Origin of the sequence: Paraniabella aurantiaca, from assembly GCF_050309965.1 — a bacterium.
Classification (GTDB): Bacteria; Bacteroidota; Bacteroidia; order Chitinophagales; family Chitinophagaceae; genus Niabella.
In genome coordinates this window covers 1,506,949-1,531,615 of the sequence record NZ_JBLOSY010000001.1, presented here as the reverse complement: position 1 = coordinate 1,531,615, position 24,667 = coordinate 1,506,949, and the positions used below count along the sequence as shown (strand labels likewise).

Sequence of the window (24,667 nt, the reverse complement as noted above, 5' to 3'; positions counted from 1 at the left end):
CTTATAACTGCAGAAAAATTTACTGATGATGCGTATGACTTTATCGCTAAACTTGGTGATAAAAGAAGAAGTTATAGAATATGCAGAGAACCCGAAAGAGCTCTTATAGGCTATAAGTGCATCTCTTACAAAAAGAAATATACTATTGTTTTTTTGGAATTAGATACTGAGATCATTGTTTGTGAATTTATTCTTTCCAGGCAAATACACTGGTAAACTTTTTCAACCGTTTTAAAAGCACTTCTGTAGGGAGTGCTTTTTACTTTTTGCATTGGATTATACCATTTCACAATAGACAAAATAGGAATATAGCAATAATGTCAAAAGAAACAGGTTATCCTATATTGTTTTTTTGTTTGACCGTGATCAACCCTGCAAAGTCGATATAACATAAAGCTCGTTTTTCTCTGTGTTTAAATATTCTAAACAACTTCTTTAAGAAGATTCATTCCCTATTGATTTTTTAGGTTGTTTTAAATTGATACATTCGTCATATAAAATGTTTTGTATATGAGGCGCATTTTTATTATTGTAGCCCTGCTATCGCTTGTCGTTACTTTTTTATTGGGCTACTACTTCAGCATTAACTGGTATGTACTTTTTGTGGGTGTACTGGTAGTGTCGATCATGGGTTTTTACGATATGGTGCAAACCAAACACAGTATTCGCCGCATTTACCCGGTGTTTGGACGCTTACGTTATGTAATGGAAGAGCTGCGTCCCAAGATCTATCAATATTTTGTGGAGTCGGATATAGATGGGCGGCCCTTAAACCGTATCGATCGCTCTACCGTATACCAACGCGCCAAACAGGATAATGATACCATGCCCTTCGGAACACAGTTAGATGTATACGCTCCGGGCTATGAATGGATTTGCCATTCCATTGCTCCCAAAGGATTTAATACACTGGAGCATAATCCGCGTGTATTGTTCGGCAATAAAGATTGCAAGCAGCCCTATAATGGCAGCATCCTCAACATATCTGCGATGAGCTATGGCTCCTTAAGCTCTAATGCTGTTGAGGCCATGAATGGCGGTGCTAAAATTGGTGGATTCGCCCATAATACCGGAGAAGGCGGATTAAGCGACTTCCATTTGAATCAGGGCGGCGACCTGATATGGCAAATAGGTACCGGTTACTTCGGCTGCCGCGATGAGCAGGGTAATTTCTCTCCGGAACTCTTTGCAAAAAAAGCGCAAATACCTAATGTCAAAATGATCGAAATAAAAATTTCGCAGGGAGCCAAGCCCGGTCATGGCGGTATTTTACCTGCCGCAAAGAATACACCGGAAGTAGCAAGGATAAGGCATATTACACCAGGTATAACAGTAGAATCTCCGCCCTATCATACGGCTTTCAGTTCACCAACAGAATTGGTTCAATTCATCAAACAATTAAGAGGCCTCTCCGGAGGCAAGCCCGTCGGATTTAAACTATGCATCGGGCATAAAAGTGAGTTTATTGCTATTTGTAAAGCGATGATCAGCCAGGATACTTACCCCGATTTTATCACCGTGGATGGTGGCGAGGGTGGCACGGGTGCAGCACCACAGGAGTTTTCCAATTATGTGGGAGCTCCATTATTAGACGGTCTGGCTTTTGTGGAAGATGTATTGTGCGGATTAAATATCAGGCATCATATCAAGATTATTGCCTCCGGCAAAATTATGACCGGCTTTCATATTGCGCGCGCCGCCGCATTGGGCGCAGATGCCTGTAACTGCGCCAGGGCCATGATGCTGGCCGTTGGTTGTATACAGGCTTTAATTTGCAATACCAATCGTTGCCCTACAGGTGTAGCTACACAAGACCCTAAGCTAACGAAGGGATTAGTGATAGAAGACAAAAGGGAAAGAGTAGCTAATTTTCATAAGAACACGGTAAAGACCTTTGTAGAACTAATGGGTGCCGCAGGGCTCAGCGGCATGCAGGACATTACCCGCTCGCATGTGTATAGAAGAGTGTCTTTAACAGCAATGTATACTTTTGAAGAAATATTTCCTTCTGTAAAACGGGGCGCTTTCATCGATGGCAAAGTGCCGCAAAAATACAGCGCTGATTTCGCATTTGCCAGTGAAGACCGCTGGGGCATACATACCGTAGGCAGCTGGAGCGAAGACAACACCAAAGAGAAAGTGGAAGTGGCTGAAACTGCCTCCGATAATCCTGTTCATTAAATTTTGTTTTTTATATCCAATAAACCTTCTACATGTTTAAAGCGCTTTCGTTCATAGCAACAGTATGTCTGCTGTCTGCAACAGTTATGGCTCAATCGAACGGTGTTTTGATGCCGTTGAAAAATACTTACGAAATACTCAATAGCGATACTAAAGAATCTATCATTAACAAAGCGGTGCATGTGGTACCCACAGCGAATCAATATGCCGCTTTACGAAATGAATATATTGCGTTTATTCATTTTGGGCCGAATTCTTTTACCAGAATGGAGTGGGGCAGCGGTAAAGAAGATCCAGCCATCTTTGATCTGAAAACGCTTGATACAGACCAATGGTGCCGGGTAATGAAAGATGCCGGTATGAAGATGGTGATCATCACAGCCAAACATCATGACGGTTTTGTTTTATGGCAAAGCCGGTATACCAAGCATGGTATCATGTCCACCGCTTTTCAAAACGGCAAAGGCGATATTGTAAAAGAGTTGTCTGCCTCCTGTAAAAAATACGGGTTGAAGCTGGGTATTTATTTATCGCCGGCAGACCTGTTCCAGATAGAAAACGCTGAAGGCTTATACGGTAATCTCAGCCAGTACACCGAAAGGACTATTCCCCGCAGTATACCGGGGCGGCCCTATGCCAATAAAACCACTTTTAAATTTAAGGTAGATGATTATAATGAGTACTTCCTTAACCAGCTTTTTGAATTGCTGACAGAATACGGACCGATCAGTGAAGTGTGGTTTGATGGCGCCCATCCTAAAACAAAAGGTGGACAGACCTATAACTACCTGGCCTGGAAAAAGTTGATACAAACATTGGCTCCTAACGCTGTTGTTTTTGGCAAGCAGGACATTCGCTGGTGTGGTAATGAGGCCGGTGGTACCCGGAATACAGAGTGGAACACCATTGCCTACCCGTTTAACCCGGATACGGCCAACTATTTTCCGGATATGACAAAGGCCTCGCTGGGCCAAAGAGAAGATTTGTATAATGCCAGGTATATTCATTACCAGCAGGCTGAAACCAATACCTCTATAAGAGAGGGCTGGTTTTACCGCGACGATACGGAACAAAAGGTAAGAAGCGCCGATGATGTATTTGATATATACGAACGCTCTGTGGGGGGCAATTCAACTTTCCTTTTAAATATCCCGCCGAACAGGGAGGGGCGCTTTTCGGAGAGAGATGTAAATGCTTTGCTGGATGCAGGCAAGCGCATTAAAGAAACTTATGGTAATAACCTTTTTAAGAACGCCAAGGGAGATACAAAGATTTTAGATAATAACACCAATAGCTATTCTGTATTAAAGAGCAATACGGCAGAACTGCTGATCACTACGCCTAAGGCCGTTACGATTAATCGTATTTTATTGCAGGAGTCGGTTACTACACATAGTGAAAGAGTAGAAGCCCATGCAGTAGATGCCTGGATCGGCAACGAATGGAAGGAGATCGCTATGGCTACCAATATAGGGTATAAACGTATCCTCCGTTTTCCCGAAGTAACGGCTTCTAAATTCAGGATACGTTTTACACAGCTTAGAGCAGCTCCCGCCATTAGTACGGTTGCAGCTTTTTATTATAAAACAAGGCCACCTCAATTACAGATCTCTTCAGATCTTAACGGTTTGGTAAGCATTGCTCCCCGGCAGCACAATTTCAACTGGAATCATAATGGAGAGAATGCGGCAGCCAATATTAATTCCGGCATAGAGATCCGCTATACAACAGACGGCAGCGCTCCCACTAAGACTTCGCGACTTTATACACAGCCATTTCAAATGAGCAAAGGCGAAGTGAAAGCCGCTGCGTTCAGTAAAACTGAAACAGGCAGTGTAGCAGCCGAAGTAATAGGCATCGCTAAAAAAGACTGGAAAGTTGTTGACCTAAGCAGCGAAACGGCCCGCCATAAAGCAGCCCTTGCATTGGATGGCAACAGTAAAACCTACTGGCTTTCTGAAGCGACAGGTGCAGCGCAACACATTACTATTGACCTGGGAAAAATCTATCATCTCAAAGGATTTGCTTATACTCCACAAAATGCCAATGAGAAAGGAATGATGGAGAAAGGAGTGGTACGGTCAAGCACTGACGGAAAAACCTGGACAATTGTAGGCAACTTTGAATTCGGCAACCTGATCAACGATCCTACCAAACGCAGGCATCCATTTGCTACACCGATATCAGCACGGTACATAACAATCGAATCTAAAGAAATTGCCGCTAAAGGCAATGTATTGGCGATAGCAGAGTTGGATTTTTTTGAGTAACGATCTTCAAAAAAAGAAAGGGTCCGCCTTTTCAGAGCGGACCCTTATATTTACTCTAAACCCTCATGAAAAAAACTATTTAATCAATACGATGGGAGTAGCTAAAGTTCCTACATCTGTTACCTGTCCATAAACAACGTTCACATTGTTGACTACAGCATCTTTATAACCTGAAACATCACTTGCATCAAAAGAAACCGAATAACTACCGGATGGGAGTCCTACAAACTGGTAAAAGCCGTCTGGTGCAGGTATGGCGCTGCCCAACGTATCTACACCCTGTAAGGCATATACCCAGGCTCCCGCTTCAGCTGGTTTTACATATCCTCTAATCTGACCGTTGGCCTGATCTGCGAAAGCTTTGATAACAGGTCGCATAATGTATTTACCATTTCCGGTTTCATGTACTTTTATTGAACGGGCCGCGTCAAAATCTACCCATATCTTATACACTCCATTAGGTGAAAGCTCATGGTGCAGGTTTATTTTAACCACACCTGAAGGAACAGTTAATTTTTCAGTTTGGCCATTAACAACAATGGTATTGTTATTACCTAACACGAGCCTGATCTGTTCAATCTTACCCGCGGGCAAAGAAACAGGATCCCCTATTGCGATGGTTTTACCGTTACGATAATTGAGTATGTTGATGGGTTGTGCAAATATGGGTGCAACAGGGTAGGAGATCCAGCCATCATCAGCAGTACTGTTGTTAATACTCACCTCCTTTATATCAAGATAAAGGGCTTCATAATTAAGGCCAGGCGCGTCGGTTAGAACCAGTTGTACTTTCGCCTGGCCTTCAGTATTGCTGTTGCTATCATTTTTTGAGCAGGCCGCCGTCAGCAATACAGTAAAAAAGGATACGGAATAAAAAATTCGTTTCATGGATATTTTGTTTAATGGTGATACAAACATATCCCTGCAACATGAAAAATTCATGAAGACTTTTTACAAATGCTTTTCCCCAAACGTGACCGTGAAGCGGGTTCCCTTATGCTTTTGTGATTGTACATCGAGCAGTAAGCCCTCATGCCTGGCAATAGCGTCAACAATAGCCAAACCCAGCCCGTAACCTTCGGCCCGGGTAGTTCCCTTTTTGAAGCGGTAAAAAATTTCCTTAAGCTGCTGTTCATCAATACCTATTCCGGAGTCTTCTATAAAAACCATATAGCCCGAACCGCTTGGCTGCCGGTCTGTTATACTTATACGACCCCCGGTTTTGTTGAATTTAATGGCGTTATTGATAATATTATAAAATAGCTGGAACAACAGATCCCTGTTTATGTTTTTTAAGGAAACAGGAGCGAGCTGTATATCTAAAACAATTTCTTTTTGCGCTATACGATGCTGCAACTCTTCTACCACCTGGTCAACAATTTCCCTAATGGTCAAAATATCTTTGTCGGCAAACTGGTTATTATCCACCCTTGATATTAATAAGAGCGCGTTTACAATTTTTTTTAGCCGCCTGATGATCAGCATAGTAGCTTCGAGTTTTTTATACTGCTCGTCAGTTAAACCTTCATCCTCCATGAGGTTCTCAATCTTGCTTTGCAAAATGCTGATCGGTGTCATCAACTCATGAGAGGCATTGGAACTAAACTCTCTTTCTTTTTCAAAAGCATCTTTGATCTGTTGCATCAACTGTGAGATGCTCTTATCGAGATATAAAAAATCTGCGGTGGTACTTTTAAGCCTTTCTGCTTGTTGATTAAACGGGAAGTTGGCTTTAAGTAAACGGGTGCGTATAATGTAGCCTAAAGGTTTTAACAGGTAGCGGTTATAAACGATTTGTATCAATAAAATAACCAGCGCCAGCGGCAATAAAATATATAGGGCGGTTTGCTGTAAAGCCCCCGCTTCTGCACTGATTGATGCTGTTTTTTTACCGATTTCTAAAAGATAGTTTTGACCATCTAGTCTGAAGCTATGCATCAGTATACGATAATTGATGGTATCCCTGTCTACCAGTCGTTGTTCTGTTATCAACGTATCGGTTAGTGTAGTTGTATCAGCCTGCTCCAGCGATATATATTCATCTTTAAGCATGGAGTAACTACCATAGGAAGCATCACCTTCGAGATAATAGTCAATACCTGTTGCGCTGATTTGCTGCAATACCTTTTGCTTTTGCTGCAGGAGTGTGTGGTTGGTATTGGCAAATGCCACCCGCTGCATTATCTGTGGCAGCAATACCACAAATATTATTAACACGGTCAGTGTACTGATCGTTGTAAATAAAGCAAGCTTGGTATGCAATCGCATTATTCCATTTTTATTTTATATCCGATGCCTCTTATGGTTTCCAGCCAGTCTACCGGAGCGTAAGCGCCTAATTTCTTCCTGATGTTTTTGATATGTACATCGATATAGTTAGAGTCATTCCCTTCATCAGAAAAATCGCCCCATAAATGCTCGCTTAACTGCAGCCTGCTTAAGGGCCTGTTTTTATGCAATACCAGGTAACTCAGCAGGTCGAACTCTTTTTTTGAAAGATCCACACCCTGGTCTTCATACCTGATCAGCCGGTTACGGATATCTAGTTCAAATGCGCCTACAACAGTAAGTGTATCGTTGAGGTTATATTTTCTCCTGGTTATCGCCATCATGCGCGACTGAAGCTCAAGCAGCGAAAAGGGTTTGGATAAATAATCGTCTGCACCCATATCCAGCCCTTTGATCCGGTCTTCTACCTGGCCTCGTGCCGTAAGAATGATAATAGCTGATTCAGGATGATCTTTCCTGATCTCCTTTAATAGATAAAACCCGTCTTTATCCGGCAAACCAATATCTAATAATATAAACTCATAATGACCGGTATCTGTTTTGCTAAGCGCTTCTGCAGCTGATGAAGCCATATCACATTGAAATTGTCTTCCTGCCAGCGAAACAGCTATCTCTTCTGCCAGCAGCGCCTCATCTTCTACAATTAACACTTTCATACGGCACTATTAAAATTGATAATAAAATCCAAGTGTAAAAAAAGAATTCGTCTGACCTGCTCTCTCCGATGCATTGTTTCCTAATAATGATAACTGGTAGGCCGCTTCCACCAGGTAAGAAGCCCTGTTATAAGACAACGGCAGTTTAAAGTTGTAGGATAATAAGCCAAACTGGTTGTAACTGCGGCTTTCCTCGCGGGGAGGTGGTGCGCCCTTTCCCTTACCATTGTTTTTTCGTTCTACCAGATAGGTTTCGTAAAACTGCTGTGTTCCTGCAACAATAGTTAATTGCGGAGTGGTAGCAATAATATGTCGGTCCCGGTCTGTATTCAGCACCAATTCTTTCGAATTGCTAAGGCTTACAAAGAAATCCTGTTGCCGGCCAAATGAATAGTCTGCGCTAATGCCCGTATTCAACAGGTGCTCGTAATTAAACGCCGCGCTAACCATGTGAGGACTTGATGCCTGTAAAAAAGGAGATTGTTTGGGAAAAATCGTATAAGCATAACTAATATCCCCGGTAAATTTTGGAGCAATAGTGAACTGGTAACCAGCGGTCAGGCCTGTAGCGGATACTACTGCGCTATCTGAAAAAAGATGAAATCCGGTAAGTGAGGCATAAATACCATACTTAAGACGCAAGGTTCCATTCAGTGCTATATAGGGAAGTGTTTGCGCGGTAGTCTGGCCAAAATAATCAATGCCGCTGCTAAAAAGCGAGGCCAGGGTAAATGTTGTGTAAGAAGATGCTGTCGCCGATGAATCAACAGGCGAAATCTCCGTATTCTTCTGTGCAGCTGCATGCATTGCGGCCAAAGAAAACAGGAAAAAGAAAAAAGCATGGAATGCTCGTTTTGTCGGCTTCATGGTATACACTACTTTCCAAATCCCTTCCCGTTTATCTTAGGCTTTATTACTTTTATCGGCTTCATTTTAACCGGTTTTACTCCAATAGCCTTTGGCCTGACCTGATTTTTTGCCTTGGGTACCGCTTTAACAGTTTTAGCCTGAGCATTTCCTTTTTCTTTTAACGGCTTTTGATCTGCCAGTTTTTTAGCAGGAAGGGTATCTGTTACCATTACAGGTATGGTGATACCGGAAGCATTGCAAATTCCGGACCATCCGGCCAACAATAATAAAAGCATCAAGAATTTTATCATACCCGAAAAAATTGGGAAATTTGTACCGTTAAAGATATCTGCAGTTATGCACTGTCTTACAAAAATAAAATGCCAATATGAAATTCCGATGAAAACAATTTGTCACGCTGTTCCAAAACAATCCTTTTGTTTTTCTTGTTCAACCCTGAAGCTGTCGAATATTAACGCCGATAATCATTGACTATAACAAGATGCGCCGCTCTATTTGTGGCGTAGCCGAATAATGCCACCCCTCGCGGGGTTTGTTTGCTATTGCCTGTGTTTCTATAATTATTACATTCCTTCGGAATTAAATATACAACGTTGAGCTTGCTGTATGACGCATCAACTTTTATAATAAACAGGTTTCAAAATTATTATTATACAGAGTTTACCCGCCCCGTCCAGCCAGTGGAGACACTGGCCAGAGCTATGCTGAGGTTTGTGTCTCAAAAACCAGTCGGATGCATTTCAATAAAATTGATGCCGGTTTGTTATAGTTAACAATATCAAATATCTCCTAAAGCGATTTGAAAAACGAATGGGCGCTCTATATAGAAGCGCCCATTGATAAATGCTGTATGAATTATGCTAATGCAGCTGTTAGATCTTATAATATTGTTCCCAGCCTTTTCTTGGTGGAGGACCTACCAAAAGCTCATTCGCTTTTCTATTATTGGTGATGATCTTTTTCTCACGGTCGAATTTAATCTTATCCCCTGTCCATTGTGCGATAACACCCAGGCAAAATACCTGGCTTAACGGGCCTGCTACCGCAAACGGCGAACGCGTTTTTTCCTGGCCCTTACATGCCAGCAAAAAGTTTTTAAAATGGTTGGACGGGCTTTTAGGCACCTGTGGCAATTGTGCTGCCATCGCTTTTGCTTTCTCTTCAGGAATAATGGAAAGCGTGCTGCCGTGAGATCCTCCTTTGAAAATAAGATCCTTAGAATAAATGATCTTGCCCGGGTTCAACTTAGGCCCTTTAATGTCTCCGGTACTGGGTGGCGGGATATTGGGATCCAATCCCTGAACACCATAACCTTTCGGAATAGGAGGCAGATTGTCTACCCCATCATACCACAACACTTCAACCTTGGGTTTATTGCCTCTTTTCGGAAACTTATAAGAAAGTGTAGTGGACATGGGATAAAAGAAATCATTATGCCCTGTTAACTTCAATGGCTTTACTTCTGTGGGAAGCCCCAGGTCTAAAAATTCGTGAGCCGTATCTAATAAATGCGCACCCCAATCGCCCAGTGCTCCCATACCGAAATCGTACCAGCAACGCCACTGGCCGTTTACAAAATCTTTGTTATAGTCGTGTCCAAAAGTCTGCATCTGCCAGATATCCCAATCAAGGGTTGATGGTACTGATTCTGCCGCAGGGAATGCTTTGATGTTGGTGTCCCATCCATGCCAGCGACGGGCAGAGTTCATGTGTGCAACAATCTTATTGACGTCTTTTATAATGCCGGCTTCGGTCCAGGTTTTAAACTGGAAGTAGTTTCCTTCTGAGTGACCCTGGTTGCCCATTTGCGTAACCACTTTATTATATTTCTCCGCAGCTTTCATCATCAACTCTACTTCGTTGAAAGTGCGGGCCATTGGCTTTTCTACATATACATGTTTGCCCAGGGCCATTGCCATCATGGTAATAGGGAAATGCGAAAAATCGGGCGTACCTATACAAACCGCTTCTATTTCGTTACCCATTTTGTCAAACATCTGCCTGAAATCCTGGAAGCGCCTGGCCTGTGGAAAGTGCCCCATTATTTTTTGTGTCTGGGGTGCGCCCATGTCCACATCGCATAAGGCTACAATATTGGCCAACCCGGTTTTAGCGAACTCTTCAATTATTTGCTGGCCCCGGTTACCAATACCAATGCAGGCAAGGTTAACTTTTTCGGAAGGAGCCGTAACTGCGGATCTTAAAAAACTGTTTTTGGCAAAAAGCAAATCTGGCAGTAATGCTGTAGCAGCAGTAGCTATCGTTGTATTTTTCAAGAACTTTCTTCTTGATGTGTTTTTTGAACTCATGATGCTTCGAAGATATTAGTTAATTGTTCATTCTATTATACCTGACTGTTCATTCTTTTTACCCGGCGTACCTTTTTGGTACCCGTTTGCGCCAATTAACCATTATAAGTTATACTTAAACTGCGGGTTTATTGAGCAAAAGGGCCTGATAAGACTACAGCACACGCAAGCAATGAAACAAAAGTATCACCAAATATATCCAAAAATACACAGCAGGCAGCCGGTTTCAATACATCTTAATATTCTACTTTATAATCTTTTTTAACCGGGAGGCCGCCCCATGCTTTTTTGCTGGTCCAGTCTGCCGGTGCATCTGTCCAGAATTTGTTTGTTGCCGGCAGACCTAAAGGCAAAAAACCAAGTGACGCCATATATAAACTACCGGTAGATGTATATTGATCTGCCATCATGGGCTGATGACCGTTAAAACCAAGTACCAGCCAGCCTTTGTTATCAAAATTCTGGTTGCCTTCGTACATATTGTAAAACACCTTTGTTAAGGCACAGCGAACCTGTGCCGGGCTTACCCACTCCGGCAGCTGCTGCATTAATGCGGTTTGAGCCAATGCCTGAAAGGCTGCAGTACGATAGGTTACAGACCGCCCATAGGCCGGGTAAGTGCCATCCGGCGCTATGATACGCTCCAGGTATTCAGCGTACCTCACCATTCTTTTTACCGATTGATCGTAAGCCTCATTAACGCTGTAGCCTTTTTGATTATATTTTGTAACGGGTTTTATTTTTAAAGAACCCAGCAAGTCAACCAGCATCGGATGTATTACATACGAGTTATAATAGTCCATGCTGAATAAATCTCCGTCTTTATACCAGCTATCGCCTACATACCATTCCCTCATTTTATTTAAGGCATAATCAATCCGAACAGGATCGAACTGCTCACCTACGGAACGAAGAAAAGCCTCGGACATAGCAGCAAACAGCAACCAGTTATTATAAGCACCTGTCCGGTCACGCAACGATTTGAATTCTGCAACAAACCGTTGCTTGGTCAAAGTATCCAATGGTTCCCACAAGGCTTTGGGCGCGCGCATAAAAGCATGGGCAAGGTATGCGGCATCTACAATGGGCTGACCACCTTCCCTGAAATTTAAATAGTCCGGGCTCTGTGGATTTGCGGCGCTCGTTAAACCCTTTACCATTGCTGCCTTATACTTTTTTCTAAGCAGTCCTTCTTCCGTATTATCATCCGGCAACTCAAGCCAGGGAGCAATACCTGCGAAGCAACGTCCCACCGCTTCCAGATAAGAAACCTTATTGGCGGTAAGATAGTATTGCGGCCCTTTCTCCAATGGCATGTTCTTTTCAAGCGTGCCATTGGCCAGGTTTTCTATTACCGGCCAGGCTATTTTGTGCAATGTTTTTATCCAAAACGCCCGATCCTGCGCACCGGTAGAACTTACTGTTTTATTTTGAGCACCAAGACCTGCACATAATAGCAATAGAAAAACAGTATGGAGGACTCGTTGCTTTAGAAAATCTGTCATTTTTAAAATTCCTTTAGTAAAGTAAAACAGGCTTTAGTTGCCGGCAAACAGCACACCGCCTTTCTGTAATTGCTGATAACGCAATAAGGCTTCCATATAATAATAGTCGGCATATACCAATGGCGCATCTATTTCTGACTGATGGGGTATGCTACCCACGCAATGCTCGATGATAAAACTACCATTTGTTCCGGGCCTTGCCATATAAGCATCGCTGCTTAATGACCGTAATATCTTTACAGCAGCCGCTTTATACTGTTTAGATAGATTGTCGCTTACATAAGTACTCAGCTCCAGCAGGGCAGACGCAGTTATGGATGCAGCGGAGGCATCGCGGTACAAAGTGCTCATTTTATTCGCGTGAGACTTTACGCCGGGCGTATAGCCCGCCTCGTTTGCATTAAAATCCCAATAGGGCACATAATCCTCCGGCAATCTTTTATTGTTGATAAAATAATTGCTGAGGCCAATTGCCATTTCTAAGAAACGGGGATCTTTCGTCTCGCGGTATACCATTGTGTAGCCATAAATAGCCCAGGCCTGTCCCCGGCTCCATGTGGAGTTATCGGCATAGCCCTGCGCCGTTTCTTTTGCTACAACTTTGCCGTTAGTAGAATCATAACACACTACGTGATAGGAGCTGTGATCGGGCCTGAAGTGGTGCTTCATAGTGGTTAATGCATGAGTTACCGCAATATGCCTGAAACTGGTGTCTCCGGATACTTTCGATGCAAAGAATAACAGTTCCAGGTTCATCATATTATCTATGATCACGGGAAAATAATACGTGGCATTGCCATGCCATGACTTAAAACTATTCCATGACTTGATTACACCTGCTGTTGGGTTAAAACGTGTACTTAAGGCCTTTGCCGAATTAACCAGGATCTTTTTATACGCCTCATTGCCTGTAAGCCTGTAAGCATTGCCATAGCTGCAATACATCATAAAGCCCAGGTCGTGGTGTTGTGTAAACGTTTGTAGCGGCGCCAGCTTTTCTGTCCATTTAATCGCTTCGGCCTTCATACTATCGTTCTTTGAATACTCATAGGCATACCAAAGGCTACCCGGAAAAAAGCCGGGCGTCCAGTCGTACATAGAAGTAGTTACCAGCTCTCCACTCTTGTTGGTGGTTCGCGGATAAGCTCCTGTCCGGGCCGAAAACTTTTTATTGGCTGCCGGTAACATGTGCCGAAGCATTTCTTCTGATTTCGATAAGCCTGTTTTAACAAAGCCGTCTTCCTGCAAACCTGCTGTATTTTTAGCAGGCCCGCAAGAAAACAAAACCGAAACCATCATCCATCCGAAAAACATTTTTGTACACTGCATTTTTTCAATAGTGTTATTGTGTTTATAGCAAAAAACTGCCTTTTTTAGCTGATCCGCAATCGATATTCTTTGCAATATCATTAAAAATTACCAATTAGGATTTTGAGTGAGCGTATTATTACTTAATCCTATCTGTGCTGAAGGAATCGGCCATAAATAATCTTTTTGGGCATTAAACTTTCTTTTATCTGCAGGCTGAAAAAGTACATATCCGCCCAGCAATGCCGGTTTGGTGGCACCTCCATAGTTTACATTTTCAAAATATTTACGCTCAATCAACGGTTTAATAAGCTCAGTCTCTGCTGTTTTCCACCTGATAATATCCCAATACCTGAACCCTTCATAAGCCAGTTCTACCGAGCGCTCTCTTCTTATCTCTTCCCGCATGTTTAAACCGTTTGCTGTAACAAAAGCATTGGTTAACAGGGCCAGCTTACTATTGTCATTGTTGCTGGCACGCTTACGAAGCAGGTTTACCGACATATCCAAATCTGCGTCGGAAATGCTGCCATTGAGCTCAAAAGTGGCTTCGGCATAGTTCAGCAATACCTCTGCATAACGAATGGCAATAAAATCCAAAAACAGGTTAGGACTTGCTAAAAAATCTGCCTGGCCGGTCCAGTATTTTTGTTGATGATAATAATAAGTATTTCCATATACCGGATTGCCTCCTGAGATAGATGCGTACGGATCTCCTGTTTTAAATAAAGTGAGCACCAATCTGGGATCACGGTTTTGGTAATCCGTCAGCAGGCCGGTTTCTTTTCCGGTTGAGTCAAGAGGAGATTTTCCCGAGGGCAGCCCGTCTGAGTACAATGCGAGCGTTACAAAAGCCCTGGTAGCCGCGTTTCCGCCATCTGTTAAAAAAGACCGCATATAACCACCGTTACTGCTTACGTTATTAGTAATGTCCTTTCCATATAATCTTACCAGTATATTTTCTTTGTTATTGGCGTAGGTTTCACCGGGATACCTGAAGAGGTTCTGAAAACTCAAAGCTCCGTCTTTCGTATATAAACTATGTTTGGCCTCTGTCATTACGGTTTGCGCGGCCTGTTTCGCAATTGTAAAATGCTTGTTGGGGTCCTTTGCTCCTTTCAATTCGGGCTCTCCGTGGAACTTATGCCAGCTTCCTTCGTATAGTGCAACTCTCGATTTAAAAGCCAGTGCAGCGCTGCGGGTTATGCGTCCGTATTCACGGCCAACACTTCCTGTTGTTGCAGGGGTTCCTGGCAACTGATCGGCCTGCGGGCAGTTGGCCGCGGCGAAATCAAGATCTGCATATATAGAATCTACTACAGCTCTGCGGTCGGTGCGGGGGGTATACAGGGCCTCGTCCTCTCTTCCGGTTATAGTTCTTCCAATATAAGGCACATCGCCATAGGCTTTAACTAAGTTGAAATAAGATAATGCCCTGAAGAATCTTGCCTGCGCCACACAAAATGTTTTTGTAGGGCCATCTGCTATGGCACCGGATTTCTCAAGGATATTATTTGCCGCACGTATGTATATATAAGCATTGTTCCAGCGTCCGTCACTGGATGGTATTACACGCGAACCATCACTAATAGTGTTAACAGTTGTTGTGCGGATATCCAACGCAAAATCACTGTACAATTCCTCCGTTGCAGCGCCAAAGTCGGGCAGGCTTACATACAAATAATTGGTGGCGCTTACCAGGTCGGTAGAGTCTTTCCAAAAAATAGGATCAGTAATTAATGTCTGTGTATTTTGATCTAATCGTTTCACGCAACTACCCAATAATATTCCTATCGACAACGCTGCGCAAAAAGCATTGATATATCTTTTATATAATAGACTTTTCATCTGTTTATTTTTTAAATGTTGTTGAAAAACGGGGTCTGTTTAGAAATTAATATTAAGTCCTAAAGCGTAACTGCGCCACATAGGGTAGCTGAAACCAACCCTGTCGGTATTTTCGGGGTCGAAATAGTTATACCACATACCCGTTTTTTCCCATAAGTCCTGGCCGGAGAAATAGATTCTGATATCCCCCAAAGCTTTCATTTTATGAACATTCTTTTGTAAGGTATATCCCACCTGTAAGTTCTTCAGGCGTATATAGCTGGCATCCTGAACCCAATGAGAAGATACCTGATCGTTAACCCTGTCGCTAAACCTGATTGCCGGGAATTTTGCATTAGGATTTTCCGGCGTCCAGTAATCCTGGTGAATGGCCCATGGCATGCGCCATCCGTCATAAAAAGCTATTGTTGCATACGATTCCAGTAGCAGGCTTCTTTTACCTACTCCATTAAATAATACAGAAATATCAAACCCTTTCCAGTTTACACCAGCGTTGAATCCAAAAACGTATCTCGAATTCGTATTACCCAGATACACCAGGTCCCCGTGATTGGCTTCGGTATTATTTCCCTGTGTAATTACCCCATCGTTATTTACATCTATTAATTTAATATCACCTACGCCCGTACTCGGAGTTCTGCGTGGCACGCTTTCCACTTCCTGCTGGTTATCAAAATAACCATCGGCTTTGTAACCAAAAATTGAGTTGGTAGACATCCCTGGCAGTGCGGCATTAATTCCGGCACCATAAGACACAGACCCGTCGTATTTAACCACCTTATTTTTATCATCGCTAAGGTTAGCTGAAACAAAATAGCTTCCGTTTTTAAACTGATCGTTCCAGTTAACGGTAACACCCCAACCCTTAACCTGTATAGCAGCAAGGTTGGCCGAGTTGGGAGTAACTCCTAAAAGAGCCGGCAACTGTTGTGCTACGAAAACATTGTCGTTTCTTTTAATGAAGTAGTCGTAATGAAGGCGAAGTCTCCTGTTCAACAATTCAAGGTCGATACCAAAATTGGCTGTGCTGATGATTTCCCATGCCTTGCTATCGGACGGTAAGCCTGGCTGGTAGAAATAAGCCGTACGGGCGTCATTGAAGGGATAATAACCCCTGGCCAGCGGACTTTGGAAATCGTAGTTATTTAAATTAGGATCGGCTGTTTGTGCTCCTCCTGCGGTTCCGTAAGACGCACCTATTTTAAACTCGTTGATCCAGGGTAAAGCGTTCTTAAACCATTCTTCCTGTGTTGCTCTCCAAAACACGTTTCCTGCATAAAAGGTCTGGAACTTATGACCCGGAGCCAGCCTGGAGCTTCCATCCTGGCGTAAGGTTCCCTCGAAGTAATATTTGCTTCCATAATTATAAGAAAGCCTGCCAAAATAAGACAACCACGTATTTACCTGAATATTATCACTCACATTACCCACATCTGCATTAGCAAGAGTTGTATAGTTTAACGTTGGAAAATTGTTTAATAACAAAGCCCTTTGTATAGCCTGTATATAATCATATTTATACTCTTTAAACTCATAACCGCCCAATAAATGAAAACTATGCCGGTTTACCTTATAGTCGTAGTCCGCCGTTGCAAAAAAGTTTTGATTGATGGTATACGGCCTGTTTTTTTGAAGCGAGTTCACCTGGTTGATCGGCGTTCCGGCAACCGGATTTTTATTCTGGTCGATTGTCCAGCGGGGAATGGTACGGCTGAAAATTTCCCTGTCAGAAAGTATCAGGCTGGGACTGTACACAGCTTTAAGATCCAACCCCCTTACTATTTGTTTTGCGGCCAGGCTAAAAACACCATTTGCGTTATACTTGTTTTCTTTATCATAGCCGCCATCTTTTAATACCGGATATGCGGTAGAAATAGTGCCGATAAACGCATACCTGGATTCATCAGTTCCGGGTGTAAAAATAGGGTTCCGGGCTGCCCGTATTGAATATACACCATACATTAATCCCTCGCCTGTAACGCCAATGGGCGGGGCCAGTATGTCTTCTTTAGAAAGAGAAATACGGCTATCCAGGCTGAATATTTTTGAAAAACGGGTGTTGTAGTTAATGCGCGCGTTAAACTTATCGTAGTTGTCGGGCCCGAATTTAAAAACACCCTGCTGATCTAAATACCCCAGAGAGAAAAGGAAGGAGGATTTGTCGCCACCACCGCTCGCTGAAAGGTTGATATTTCTTTGGGGGCTTTGCTTCCGCATTAGTAGCTCTTCCAGGTTGTAATTATAATAGTAGTCCCAGGAATTTGTGTTGGTGTTCCATACATCATTAATGTTGGGATCGTCAAACCAACCCAGCTGTTCATCCGTAAAATCTTTATTAGCATTGGCAAAAACTCTCGCCGCATTTTGCAACTCTGCCTGCCTGCGGGAACTTATCAGTTCCGGCCGGGCATAAGGAGTTCGCCAGGTATACATAGAAGTGAGGTCAACGGTCGTTTTCTGGTTGGGCCGCCCTCCTTTGGTTGTTACCAATATAACACCACCTCCTGCTTTCGCTCCATAAATAGATGCCGATGCCGCATCTTCCAGTATGGATACATTTTGTATATCATTGGGGTTGAGCGCATTGATGTCTCCCTCCACTCCGTCGATAATTACCAGCGGTGCGTTACCGGCTCCAAGAGATGTTATACCCCTGATGCGTGCCGTCCAGCCTTCACGACCCGGCTGCCCGTTGGTACGGGTAATAACCAGCCCCGGAGCAGCTCCCTGAAGCGCTGAAAGCGTATTGGTAACAGGACGGTCTTTTAACAGCTTCTCATCAACAGATAAAACGGCGCCGCCCACATCTTTCTTGCTCCTTGTTCCATAACCTACTACCACCACATCCTCCAGCGAGCCTGCCAACGCTTTTAATGTGATGGTTATATTTTCATTACCGGTTACATTGTGATCCTTTTTTTCAAATCCAACAGAACTGATGGTTAACACATCTCCGGCCTTTGCGTTAATAGTAAATTTTCCCTCTGCATTGGTTGACGTACCTGTTGCCTTTTCTTTTATAAGAACCGAGGCACCCGCAACCGGTTTACCAAATTCGTCCACAACAGTACCCGACACCGAGGTTTGAGAAAAAGCTGTGAAAGGTAACAGTAACAACAGCATAAAAGCTAACTGTCCCCTCTTGATAACAGGCATTGCCTGCATCATTCGTTTAAATAGCATAGTAGTGATTTTTTTAGAAGTACAATATGTTTAAGCGCTGCAATTGTATCGCAAAGCAATCTGGTGCAATATGTGCGCTTCGCCGGCTTGGGTAGGGGTATTTTTGCGAGTTTTTGGGGTGAATTTCTTAAACCTGGTTTTAATTAATTGATTATCAAATAAGATACTTTTTAAATTGGGCACATAATTACTCATCGCTGAAATGTTTTGCTTATTTTGTATATGTAATTAGCCTTTATATGCCGCTGCTCAGATTGTTTGTTTTTTTGTGTTTTTACAGTTTTTGTTTCATTACCCTCACAGCTCAGCCGGTGTCTTTTCAACATTTTTCCGTTGAACAGGGCCTTCCTAATTATAGCGCCATTTCTCTTACCCAGGATAAGTTGGGTTTTATGTGGATTGGCACTGTTGACGGACTTTGCCGGTATGATGGTATACGATTTAAAACCTACAGGTCTAATGCCAATGATACAAGTTCACTATTGGGCAATCACATCATTTCTTTATTTACCGATTCAAAAGGTATCATTTGGATAGGCACATCTACCGGTCTGAATAAATATGATGTAAAACTGGACCGCTTCGAGAGAATCCCGTTTGGTATTAACCAGGTGGGGAGCGTTTTTTGTATTTATGAAGATTCTAGGGGACAGATATGGGTGGGTTCAGCCAACGGCTTATACATGATTCCCCCCAACGGTTCACCTTCTGTTTCTTTTCAAAACAAAACGGCAGGAAATTCGGTGAGGGCCATTCTTGAAGATAAAAATAAAGGGGTGTGGGTTGGCACAGATAAAGGCCTCACTTATATAGAAACTGTAGATAATCGATACCGGCTTTCACACTTTAGTCCCTTGAACAGTATATCGGGATCACCAAACGCGAATGCTGTTACGGCTTTGGCACAAGACGAAAACCGGCAGCTTTGGGTGGGTACGCTCAATAACGGCATCTACCAGTTCGACCTTATATCTAAAAAAGCGGTCCACTACCAAAGTGGCGACAAAAACAGTTTCGGTTTGGTTAACAATAATATCCGGTGCCTTACCTGGAACAATGGTTTGTTGTGGATCGGCACCCAGGAGGGCATTAGTGTTCTAAACCCGGTATCCCGTTCTTTTCAAACTATTGTTAATAAATCGCAGGACAAGGCCAGCCTGAGCCAAAACTCTGTTTACGCTATTTACAAAGATGCCAACCAATCTGTATGGGTGGGAACCTACTTTGGCGGCGTAAATGTTAACTATGCTTACTCCACACCGTTTTCTGTTATACAAAATACAGGCGAACCCAATAGTATCAGTAACAATGTTATCAGTAGTATAGTAGAAGACCGTAACCATAATTTATGGATCGGCACAGAAGGTGGAGGCATCAACTTTCTGAACAGGACAACAAAAAGCTTTACTAATTATAAAAATCGTGCGGGCATTGCCGGCACTTTGGGGTCAAACCTGGTGAAAGTACTCTACCTGGATGCCGACGGCAATATCTGGGCGGGTACGCATGGTGGGGGATTAAATGTTTTACAACCGGGAAGTAAAACCATCAGGCAGTACCTAATTGATTCAGTTAACAGGTCGGAGCATGAAATAACCTCTATTGTGGAAGACCCTTTCAATAATTTTTGGGTAACCTCTAACAAAGGCATCCGCCTGTTTAAACGGGAAGGCATTGCATTGACAATGCAGAAGACCCCACTATTAAACGTAAGGGGAGTGAGCCGATATCTTTATAGAGATCGTGACAACAATATCTGGATCGCCGGATCGCCGGGAATATACCGGCTGTCCGGCAACATATTTAAAGAGGTGGACAGCGTTTTGTACGTAAACTGCTTTACAGAAGATGTCAACGGAAATATATGGATGGGTACCGGCAGCGCAGGCCTGGTGAGGTTTGATAAAAAAACAAAGAAGCTGGTTAAATACACAAACAGTTTTCTGCTTCCACTCAATATACTAGGTATACTTTCAACCGACGATCAAACGTTATGGTTAAGTACCAATAAAGGTTTGATTCATTTCCACCCACAGAATAATACCTACCAGGTATATACCAAAAATGATGGAATCGCAGGCAATGAGTTCAACTACAACTCGTTCTTAAAAAGTAGTGACTCATTTTTTTATTTTGGCGGGTATAATGGTATTACTTATTTCAGGCCCCGGGACATTATCAGGAACTCCTATATTGCCCCGGTTGTTTTTACCAGTCTTAAGCTCAATAACGAGGAAGTTGCCATAAACGACCCCCAAAAAGTGCTGCGTCAAAATATTTCCCTTACAACCAGCTTAATTTTCAAACACGATCAAAACGATTTTACGATTGACTTTGCACTTCTGAATTATGTAAAAACAAAGAAGAACCGATACCGGTACATGCTGGAAGGTTTTGATAAGAACTGGAAAACAACATCTGAAGGATCAGCAACTTATACCAATCTTCCGCCGGGTAGTTACAGGTTAGTGGTTAACGGGGCCAACAATGATGGAGTTGGGGGTAAAACGGCCTATTTACAAATAAAGGTCAACCCGCCCTTCTGGCTTACCTGGTGGGCCTACTGCCTGTACATATTGGCCGCGGCGGCGATAGTGTTTATTATTGCACGCTTTTTCTTTCTTAGAGAAGTATTGAAAAAAGAAGACGAGCTGCACCAGGCCAAGCTTAACTTTTTCACCAATGCTTCACATGAAATTCGCACCCACCTTACTTTGATCATGGCCCCTGTAGAACGTCTTCTTTCCAAGAACAAAAAAGAATCGTTCATAGAACAACAATTGACACAGGTAAAATCCAATACCAACCGGCTTTTAAATCTTGTCGGTGAACTGATGGATTTCAGGAAGGCCGAAACCAATCATCTTCAGTTAAACCCTAAAAAACAAAATCTGATTTCGTTTTTACAGGATATATATGAGAGTTTCAGAGAGATGTCTCAATCCAAAAATATACACATGTCGTTTGTGCATGACGAAGATTTTGTTGCGTTAAATTTTGATGAACAGCAATTAGAGAAAGTATTTTTTAACCTGTTGGCAAATGCATTCAAATTTACTCCCGAAGGGGGTCTTATTCAATTACAGGTAATTACCCGCACTAATGATGTGATTATAAAAGTTACTGATAACGGACGAGGGATTGCCCCCCAATATCTTGACAAATTATTTACTAATTTTTTCCAGGTGGCCGATCATGGTTTACAAAATACGGGCTATGGAATTGGGTTGGCGCTTTCAAAAAATATTGTAACACTGCACCAGGGAACCATATCGGTGGAGAGCATCCCTGCTAAAAACGAAATCGCGGGCCACACCGTGTTTACCGTAGTGCTTCCTCTCAACGCGCAATTTCCGGGGATCATTAAAGAACGGGCTATGTCCTCTACACCAACAGGTATGACCCCGGTTTCAACTATTGAAGTATCATCTGAAACAAACAATACGGATGCCCCGGATGCAGGCCGTAAAACAGTTCTTGTGGTTGAAGATAATGCTGAGTTAAAACAATTAGTAAAAGATACACTTTCTCATTGCTATCATATTATTACCGCATATAATGGGGTAGGAGGTTGGGAACTAGCCTGCGCAGAAATTCCTGATATTATTATCAGCGACGTTATGATGCCGGAAATGGATGGTTATACGCTTTGTAAAAAAATAAAAACAGATGAGCGAACCAGTCATATACCTGTAATTTTATTAACCGCAAAGAGCTCGCAAAATGAGCAGGTAACAGGGCTGGAACAAGGCGCAGACCTTTATCTTACCAAACCATTTAGTACAAAAGTGCTAACACTTAGCGTGCTCAATTTATTAGCCGCACAGGAAAAGCTAAAACAAAAAATTACGAGAGAGTTGACAACACTGGACACGGCTCCAGCTCCGGCTGACAACGTAATAGCGGCAGATACGATGACAGCAGTGGATAAAGCTTTTATCGAAAAAGTGATCGGCCTTATTGACGAACATATTGATGATCCTGCATTTGGAGTGGAGCTACTGTCTAAAAAAGTAGCAATGAGTGCGCCGGTTCTTTATAAAAAATTACGGGCGCTGACCGATATGTCGGTAAACGAGTTTATAAAACTGCAACGGTTCAAAAAAGCGGCTACCTTACTGCAAAAAGCTGATATGACGGTAAATGAGGTTTCATTTGCAGTGGGCTACGACGACCGCAAGTACTTCAGCCGCGAGTTTAAAAAGTATTTTCATATGACACCCAGCGAATTCAGCTCCAAATCAAAAAGCTAAACATGCGTTTTATTACATCGCAACTTTTGTTATCCTATAAGTATACTTGCCTTTTAACTGGGGTTTTTTAACCACAAGCCTTACCCGGTATACTTCACTTCCCCAAACACCAGACAGTCTTTTATCATCGAGTGCTATGATATCTGTAAAAACATTAAAAATATTTTTGGAATAGTAAAGCGCTACTTTTTGGTTATTTTTTTCAAGCATCACCATTCCTTCTTTATCAATAACGGGTTTTGCAGCTACCAGGAAATTAACGGATGTGGGTTCTTTTATAGCAGTAAGGTCAAAAGCATCTTCTATTGTCAATCCTTTATCAGACAATGTATAACTGCGTTGCCAGCTTTTCACTGAAGCTTCGGTGTTATAAGCCCCGCTTATGCCTAGGCTGAATTTTTTTGCAGCAGCATTAAAATCTGCATTGCGCGACTTATATGCTGCACCAAACTGTTGTGCCGCACCATTGATCATGGGTAGATTATGGTAGTTGCTTTGCATGGTCCATATAGTATAACGTTCACGGCCAAATGTTTGGCGGGTATAAGTGCCCGCTCCGGCATCTATAAAAAACGGGATGGTGTCTGCATACAACGAAAATGTTCCCACATCGTTGTGGTTATGGCTTTCATTATTGAAACCTCCTTTTGCCGCAAAAAAGTAGGTTTTGTTTTTTATATAACAGAACTCCGTTTGCGGATACCAGGTATATGGCGCCGACGGCATCGCAGGCGTTATATTAGGTATCTCTTTATTATAGGTTATATTCTGCAAGGTTCTAAACATATCGCGGCCACCGGTTACCTGAAGGTCATCTTTTTTTTGCTGTACCAGGTATGCAGCAAAGGATTGCATTTCTTTACTGTGTACGGCCTTACCAAAGCGATAGATAAGGGGTGCATCACCGCCGCCTTTTGCCGAGGCGTCTGCAAAGTTTACCACCCAGCCGTTGCCCACATAGCTACGCGAAATATACTCGCCCATATTTTTGACGATCGGCTCATTAAAAATAGAGATCTTCCCACCTGTGATATCCGACAATATCTGCAAATAATCATAAAGTTTACCTGCGGCATGGCCCCAGTAAGAGGGTCCTTCTTCACAAGCCCCGTCATCTTTGTTGTAATTAATAAAAATATCAACGGACTGCATCGTTTTATAAACAGCTTTGGCAAGCTTGTCCTTGTCTTCTTCTATTAAAGCAAATGCCTGCAGCACATTGCTGTTGCACCAAACATTCCAGTTATTCACCACTTGTGGCGGGCGAATCTCAAAACCCATCCACCAAAAATGATTTAGATTCATGTAAGGGTCCAGTATTCTTCTCTGTATTTCATACTTCAGTCGTTGGGCAATTAAAGGATCGGCTTTGTCAAACTCTTTATTGAGGAAAAAATAGATCCAAGAAAATGTAGCACCTACGTCACCTGCTACCAGGTCAATGATCTGCTGATTATGATCGGGAAAGCGGTTGTTCTTTAATTGCAGGGCAAGGTGTGCAGATAAAGACCAGGAGGTCATTTCACAGGCCGCAAAAACCCCGTTGATCAGCTGGTCCATAAAACGTCCCTTTCCTTCGGCCATTTCTGCCAGGAACAAAGAAGATATGGCAGTAAGATTTTGATTATAGGGCTCCTCCATGATCACACGCGAACCACTACGCGAATACTCCAGGTAATCGGTTGCTGTTACTACCTGCCATTCATATTTCAGGTAGTTTTCGCCAATTTTTATAATTCCTTCTTTGTTTGTTCCTAAAAATTGATCCCATCCTGCCCGGTCAGTATAGAGTGGATAGCTAATCCATTTTTCTTTGGGCACCAATGATTCTTTTATGGCCTGTTCATTCCCTTGCTTTTGTAACAGGTTACGAGGCGTAGACCCACAGACATTGCTACAAAAAAATACAGCACAGGTTATGATAAAAAGCGGTTTGAGGCTAAAAGCAATTGTTTTCACTGCATAAATTTAACGGGTAAGTTATTAAAAATAACA

Annotated in this window: 14 protein-coding genes; 3 read left to right on the top strand and 11 right to left on the bottom strand. The window is 42.7% G+C overall.

Annotation, left to right across the window (positions count from 1 at the left end):
• Window positions 1-510 precede the first annotated feature (510 nt).
• The gene (locus ACLOAU_RS06520) at window positions 511-2,181 is read left to right on the top strand and encodes an FMN-binding glutamate synthase family protein (RefSeq protein ID WP_427861051.1); all 1,671 of its coding nucleotides are present in this window, start codon (window positions 511-513) and stop codon (window positions 2,179-2,181) included.
• 32 nt (window positions 2,182-2,213) lie between these two features.
• Window positions 2,214-4,451 carry an alpha-L-fucosidase gene (locus ACLOAU_RS06515; protein ID WP_427861050.1) on the top strand — a complete coding sequence of 746 codons (2,238 nt, stop codon included), beginning with the start codon at window positions 2,214-2,216 and terminating at the stop codon, window positions 4,449-4,451.
• A 75-nt stretch (window positions 4,452-4,526) separates the two neighbouring features.
• Here ACLOAU_RS06515 and ACLOAU_RS06510 read toward each other — a convergent pair whose 3' ends face one another.
• The 10 genes from ACLOAU_RS06510 to ACLOAU_RS06465 form a co-directional block, all read right to left on the bottom strand.
• Window positions 4,527-5,339, bottom strand: coding sequence for a DUF4382 domain-containing protein (locus tag ACLOAU_RS06510; RefSeq protein ID WP_427861049.1), 813 nt, complete (start codon window positions 5,337-5,339; stop codon window positions 4,527-4,529).
• A 63-nt stretch (window positions 5,340-5,402) separates the two neighbouring features.
• Entirely contained in the window at window positions 5,403-6,719 is a 1,317-nt protein-coding gene (locus ACLOAU_RS06505) for a sensor histidine kinase (RefSeq protein WP_427861048.1), read from the bottom strand.
• Window positions 6,719-7,396, bottom strand: a complete 678-nt coding sequence (locus ACLOAU_RS06500) for a response regulator transcription factor (RefSeq protein WP_427861047.1) — start codon at window positions 7,394-7,396, stop codon at window positions 6,719-6,721. The genes ACLOAU_RS06505 and ACLOAU_RS06500 overlap by 1 nt, the downstream gene beginning before the upstream one ends.
• Before the next feature lie 9 nt (window positions 7,397-7,405).
• Window positions 7,406-8,263: a hypothetical protein gene (locus ACLOAU_RS06495; protein ID WP_427861046.1), complete on the bottom strand. Its 858-nt coding sequence runs from the start codon at window positions 8,261-8,263 to the stop codon at window positions 7,406-7,408.
• A gap of 8 nt (window positions 8,264-8,271) precedes the next feature.
• Complete coding sequence (locus ACLOAU_RS06490; protein WP_427861045.1) at window positions 8,272-8,556, bottom strand: hypothetical protein; 285 nt, start codon at window positions 8,554-8,556, stop codon at window positions 8,272-8,274.
• Window positions 8,557-9,138: 582 nt separating this feature from the next.
• Window positions 9,139-10,575, bottom strand: a complete 1,437-nt coding sequence (locus tag ACLOAU_RS06485; protein WP_427861044.1) for a Gfo/Idh/MocA family oxidoreductase — start codon at window positions 10,573-10,575, stop codon at window positions 9,139-9,141.
• A 236-nt stretch (window positions 10,576-10,811) separates the two neighbouring features.
• The gene (locus tag ACLOAU_RS06480; RefSeq protein ID WP_427861043.1) at window positions 10,812-12,080 is read right to left on the bottom strand and encodes a DUF2264 domain-containing protein; all 1,269 of its coding nucleotides are present in this window, start codon (window positions 12,078-12,080) and stop codon (window positions 10,812-10,814) included.
• Window positions 12,081-12,113: 33 nt separating this feature from the next.
• Window positions 12,114-13,409, bottom strand: a complete 1,296-nt coding sequence (locus ACLOAU_RS06475) for a glycoside hydrolase family 88 protein (RefSeq protein ID WP_427861042.1) — start codon at window positions 13,407-13,409, stop codon at window positions 12,114-12,116.
• 87 nt (window positions 13,410-13,496) lie between these two features.
• Entirely contained in the window at window positions 13,497-15,236 is a 1,740-nt protein-coding gene (locus ACLOAU_RS06470) for a RagB/SusD family nutrient uptake outer membrane protein (protein WP_427861041.1), read from the bottom strand.
• Between the two features lie 39 nt (window positions 15,237-15,275).
• Window positions 15,276-18,419: a SusC/RagA family TonB-linked outer membrane protein gene (locus ACLOAU_RS06465; protein WP_427861040.1), complete on the bottom strand. Its 3,144-nt coding sequence runs from the start codon at window positions 18,417-18,419 to the stop codon at window positions 15,276-15,278.
• Window positions 18,420-18,730: 311 nt separating this feature from the next.
• Here ACLOAU_RS06465 and ACLOAU_RS06460 point away from each other — a divergent pair, with 311 nt between their 5' ends.
• On the top strand, window positions 18,731-22,672 hold the full coding sequence (locus ACLOAU_RS06460; protein ID WP_427861039.1) for a hybrid sensor histidine kinase/response regulator transcription factor: 3,942 nt from the start codon (window positions 18,731-18,733) through the stop codon (window positions 22,670-22,672).
• 12 nt (window positions 22,673-22,684) lie between these two features.
• Here ACLOAU_RS06460 and ACLOAU_RS06455 read toward each other — a convergent pair whose 3' ends face one another.
• Window positions 22,685-24,631, bottom strand: a complete 1,947-nt coding sequence (locus ACLOAU_RS06455; RefSeq protein ID WP_427861038.1) for a heparinase II/III domain-containing protein — start codon at window positions 24,629-24,631, stop codon at window positions 22,685-22,687.
• Window positions 24,632-24,667 lie beyond the last annotated feature (36 nt).

Excerpts from the sequence above, each read along its gene's own strand:
- ACLOAU_RS06470 (WP_427861041.1), bottom strand. The coding sequence starts at position 15,236 with ATGAAAAGTCTATTATATAAAAGATATATCAATGCTTTTTGCGCAGCG.
- ACLOAU_RS06490 (WP_427861045.1), bottom strand. The coding sequence starts at position 8,556 with ATGATAAAATTCTTGATGCTTTTATTATTGTTGGCCGGATGGTCCGGA.
- ACLOAU_RS06495 (WP_427861046.1), bottom strand. The coding sequence starts at position 8,263 with ATGAAGCCGACAAAACGAGCATTCCATGCTTTTTTCTTTTTCCTGTTT.
- ACLOAU_RS06510 (WP_427861049.1), bottom strand. The coding sequence starts at position 5,339 with ATGAAACGAATTTTTTATTCCGTATCCTTTTTTACTGTATTGCTGACG.
- ACLOAU_RS06485 (WP_427861044.1), bottom strand. The coding sequence starts at position 10,575 with ATGAGTTCAAAAAACACATCAAGAAGAAAGTTCTTGAAAAATACAACG.
- ACLOAU_RS06475 (WP_427861042.1), bottom strand. The coding sequence starts at position 13,409 with ATGCAGTGTACAAAAATGTTTTTCGGATGGATGATGGTTTCGGTTTTG.
- ACLOAU_RS06465 (WP_427861040.1), bottom strand. The coding sequence starts at position 18,419 with ATGCTATTTAAACGAATGATGCAGGCAATGCCTGTTATCAAGAGGGGA.
- ACLOAU_RS06520 (WP_427861051.1), top strand. The coding sequence starts at position 511 with ATGAGGCGCATTTTTATTATTGTAGCCCTGCTATCGCTTGTCGTTACT.
- ACLOAU_RS06480 (WP_427861043.1), bottom strand. The coding sequence starts at position 12,080 with ATGACAGATTTTCTAAAGCAACGAGTCCTCCATACTGTTTTTCTATTG.
- ACLOAU_RS06515 (WP_427861050.1), top strand. The coding sequence starts at position 2,214 with ATGTTTAAAGCGCTTTCGTTCATAGCAACAGTATGTCTGCTGTCTGCA.
- ACLOAU_RS06500 (WP_427861047.1), bottom strand. The coding sequence starts at position 7,396 with ATGAAAGTGTTAATTGTAGAAGATGAGGCGCTGCTGGCAGAAGAGATA.
- ACLOAU_RS06505 (WP_427861048.1), bottom strand. The coding sequence starts at position 6,719 with ATGCGATTGCATACCAAGCTTGCTTTATTTACAACGATCAGTACACTG.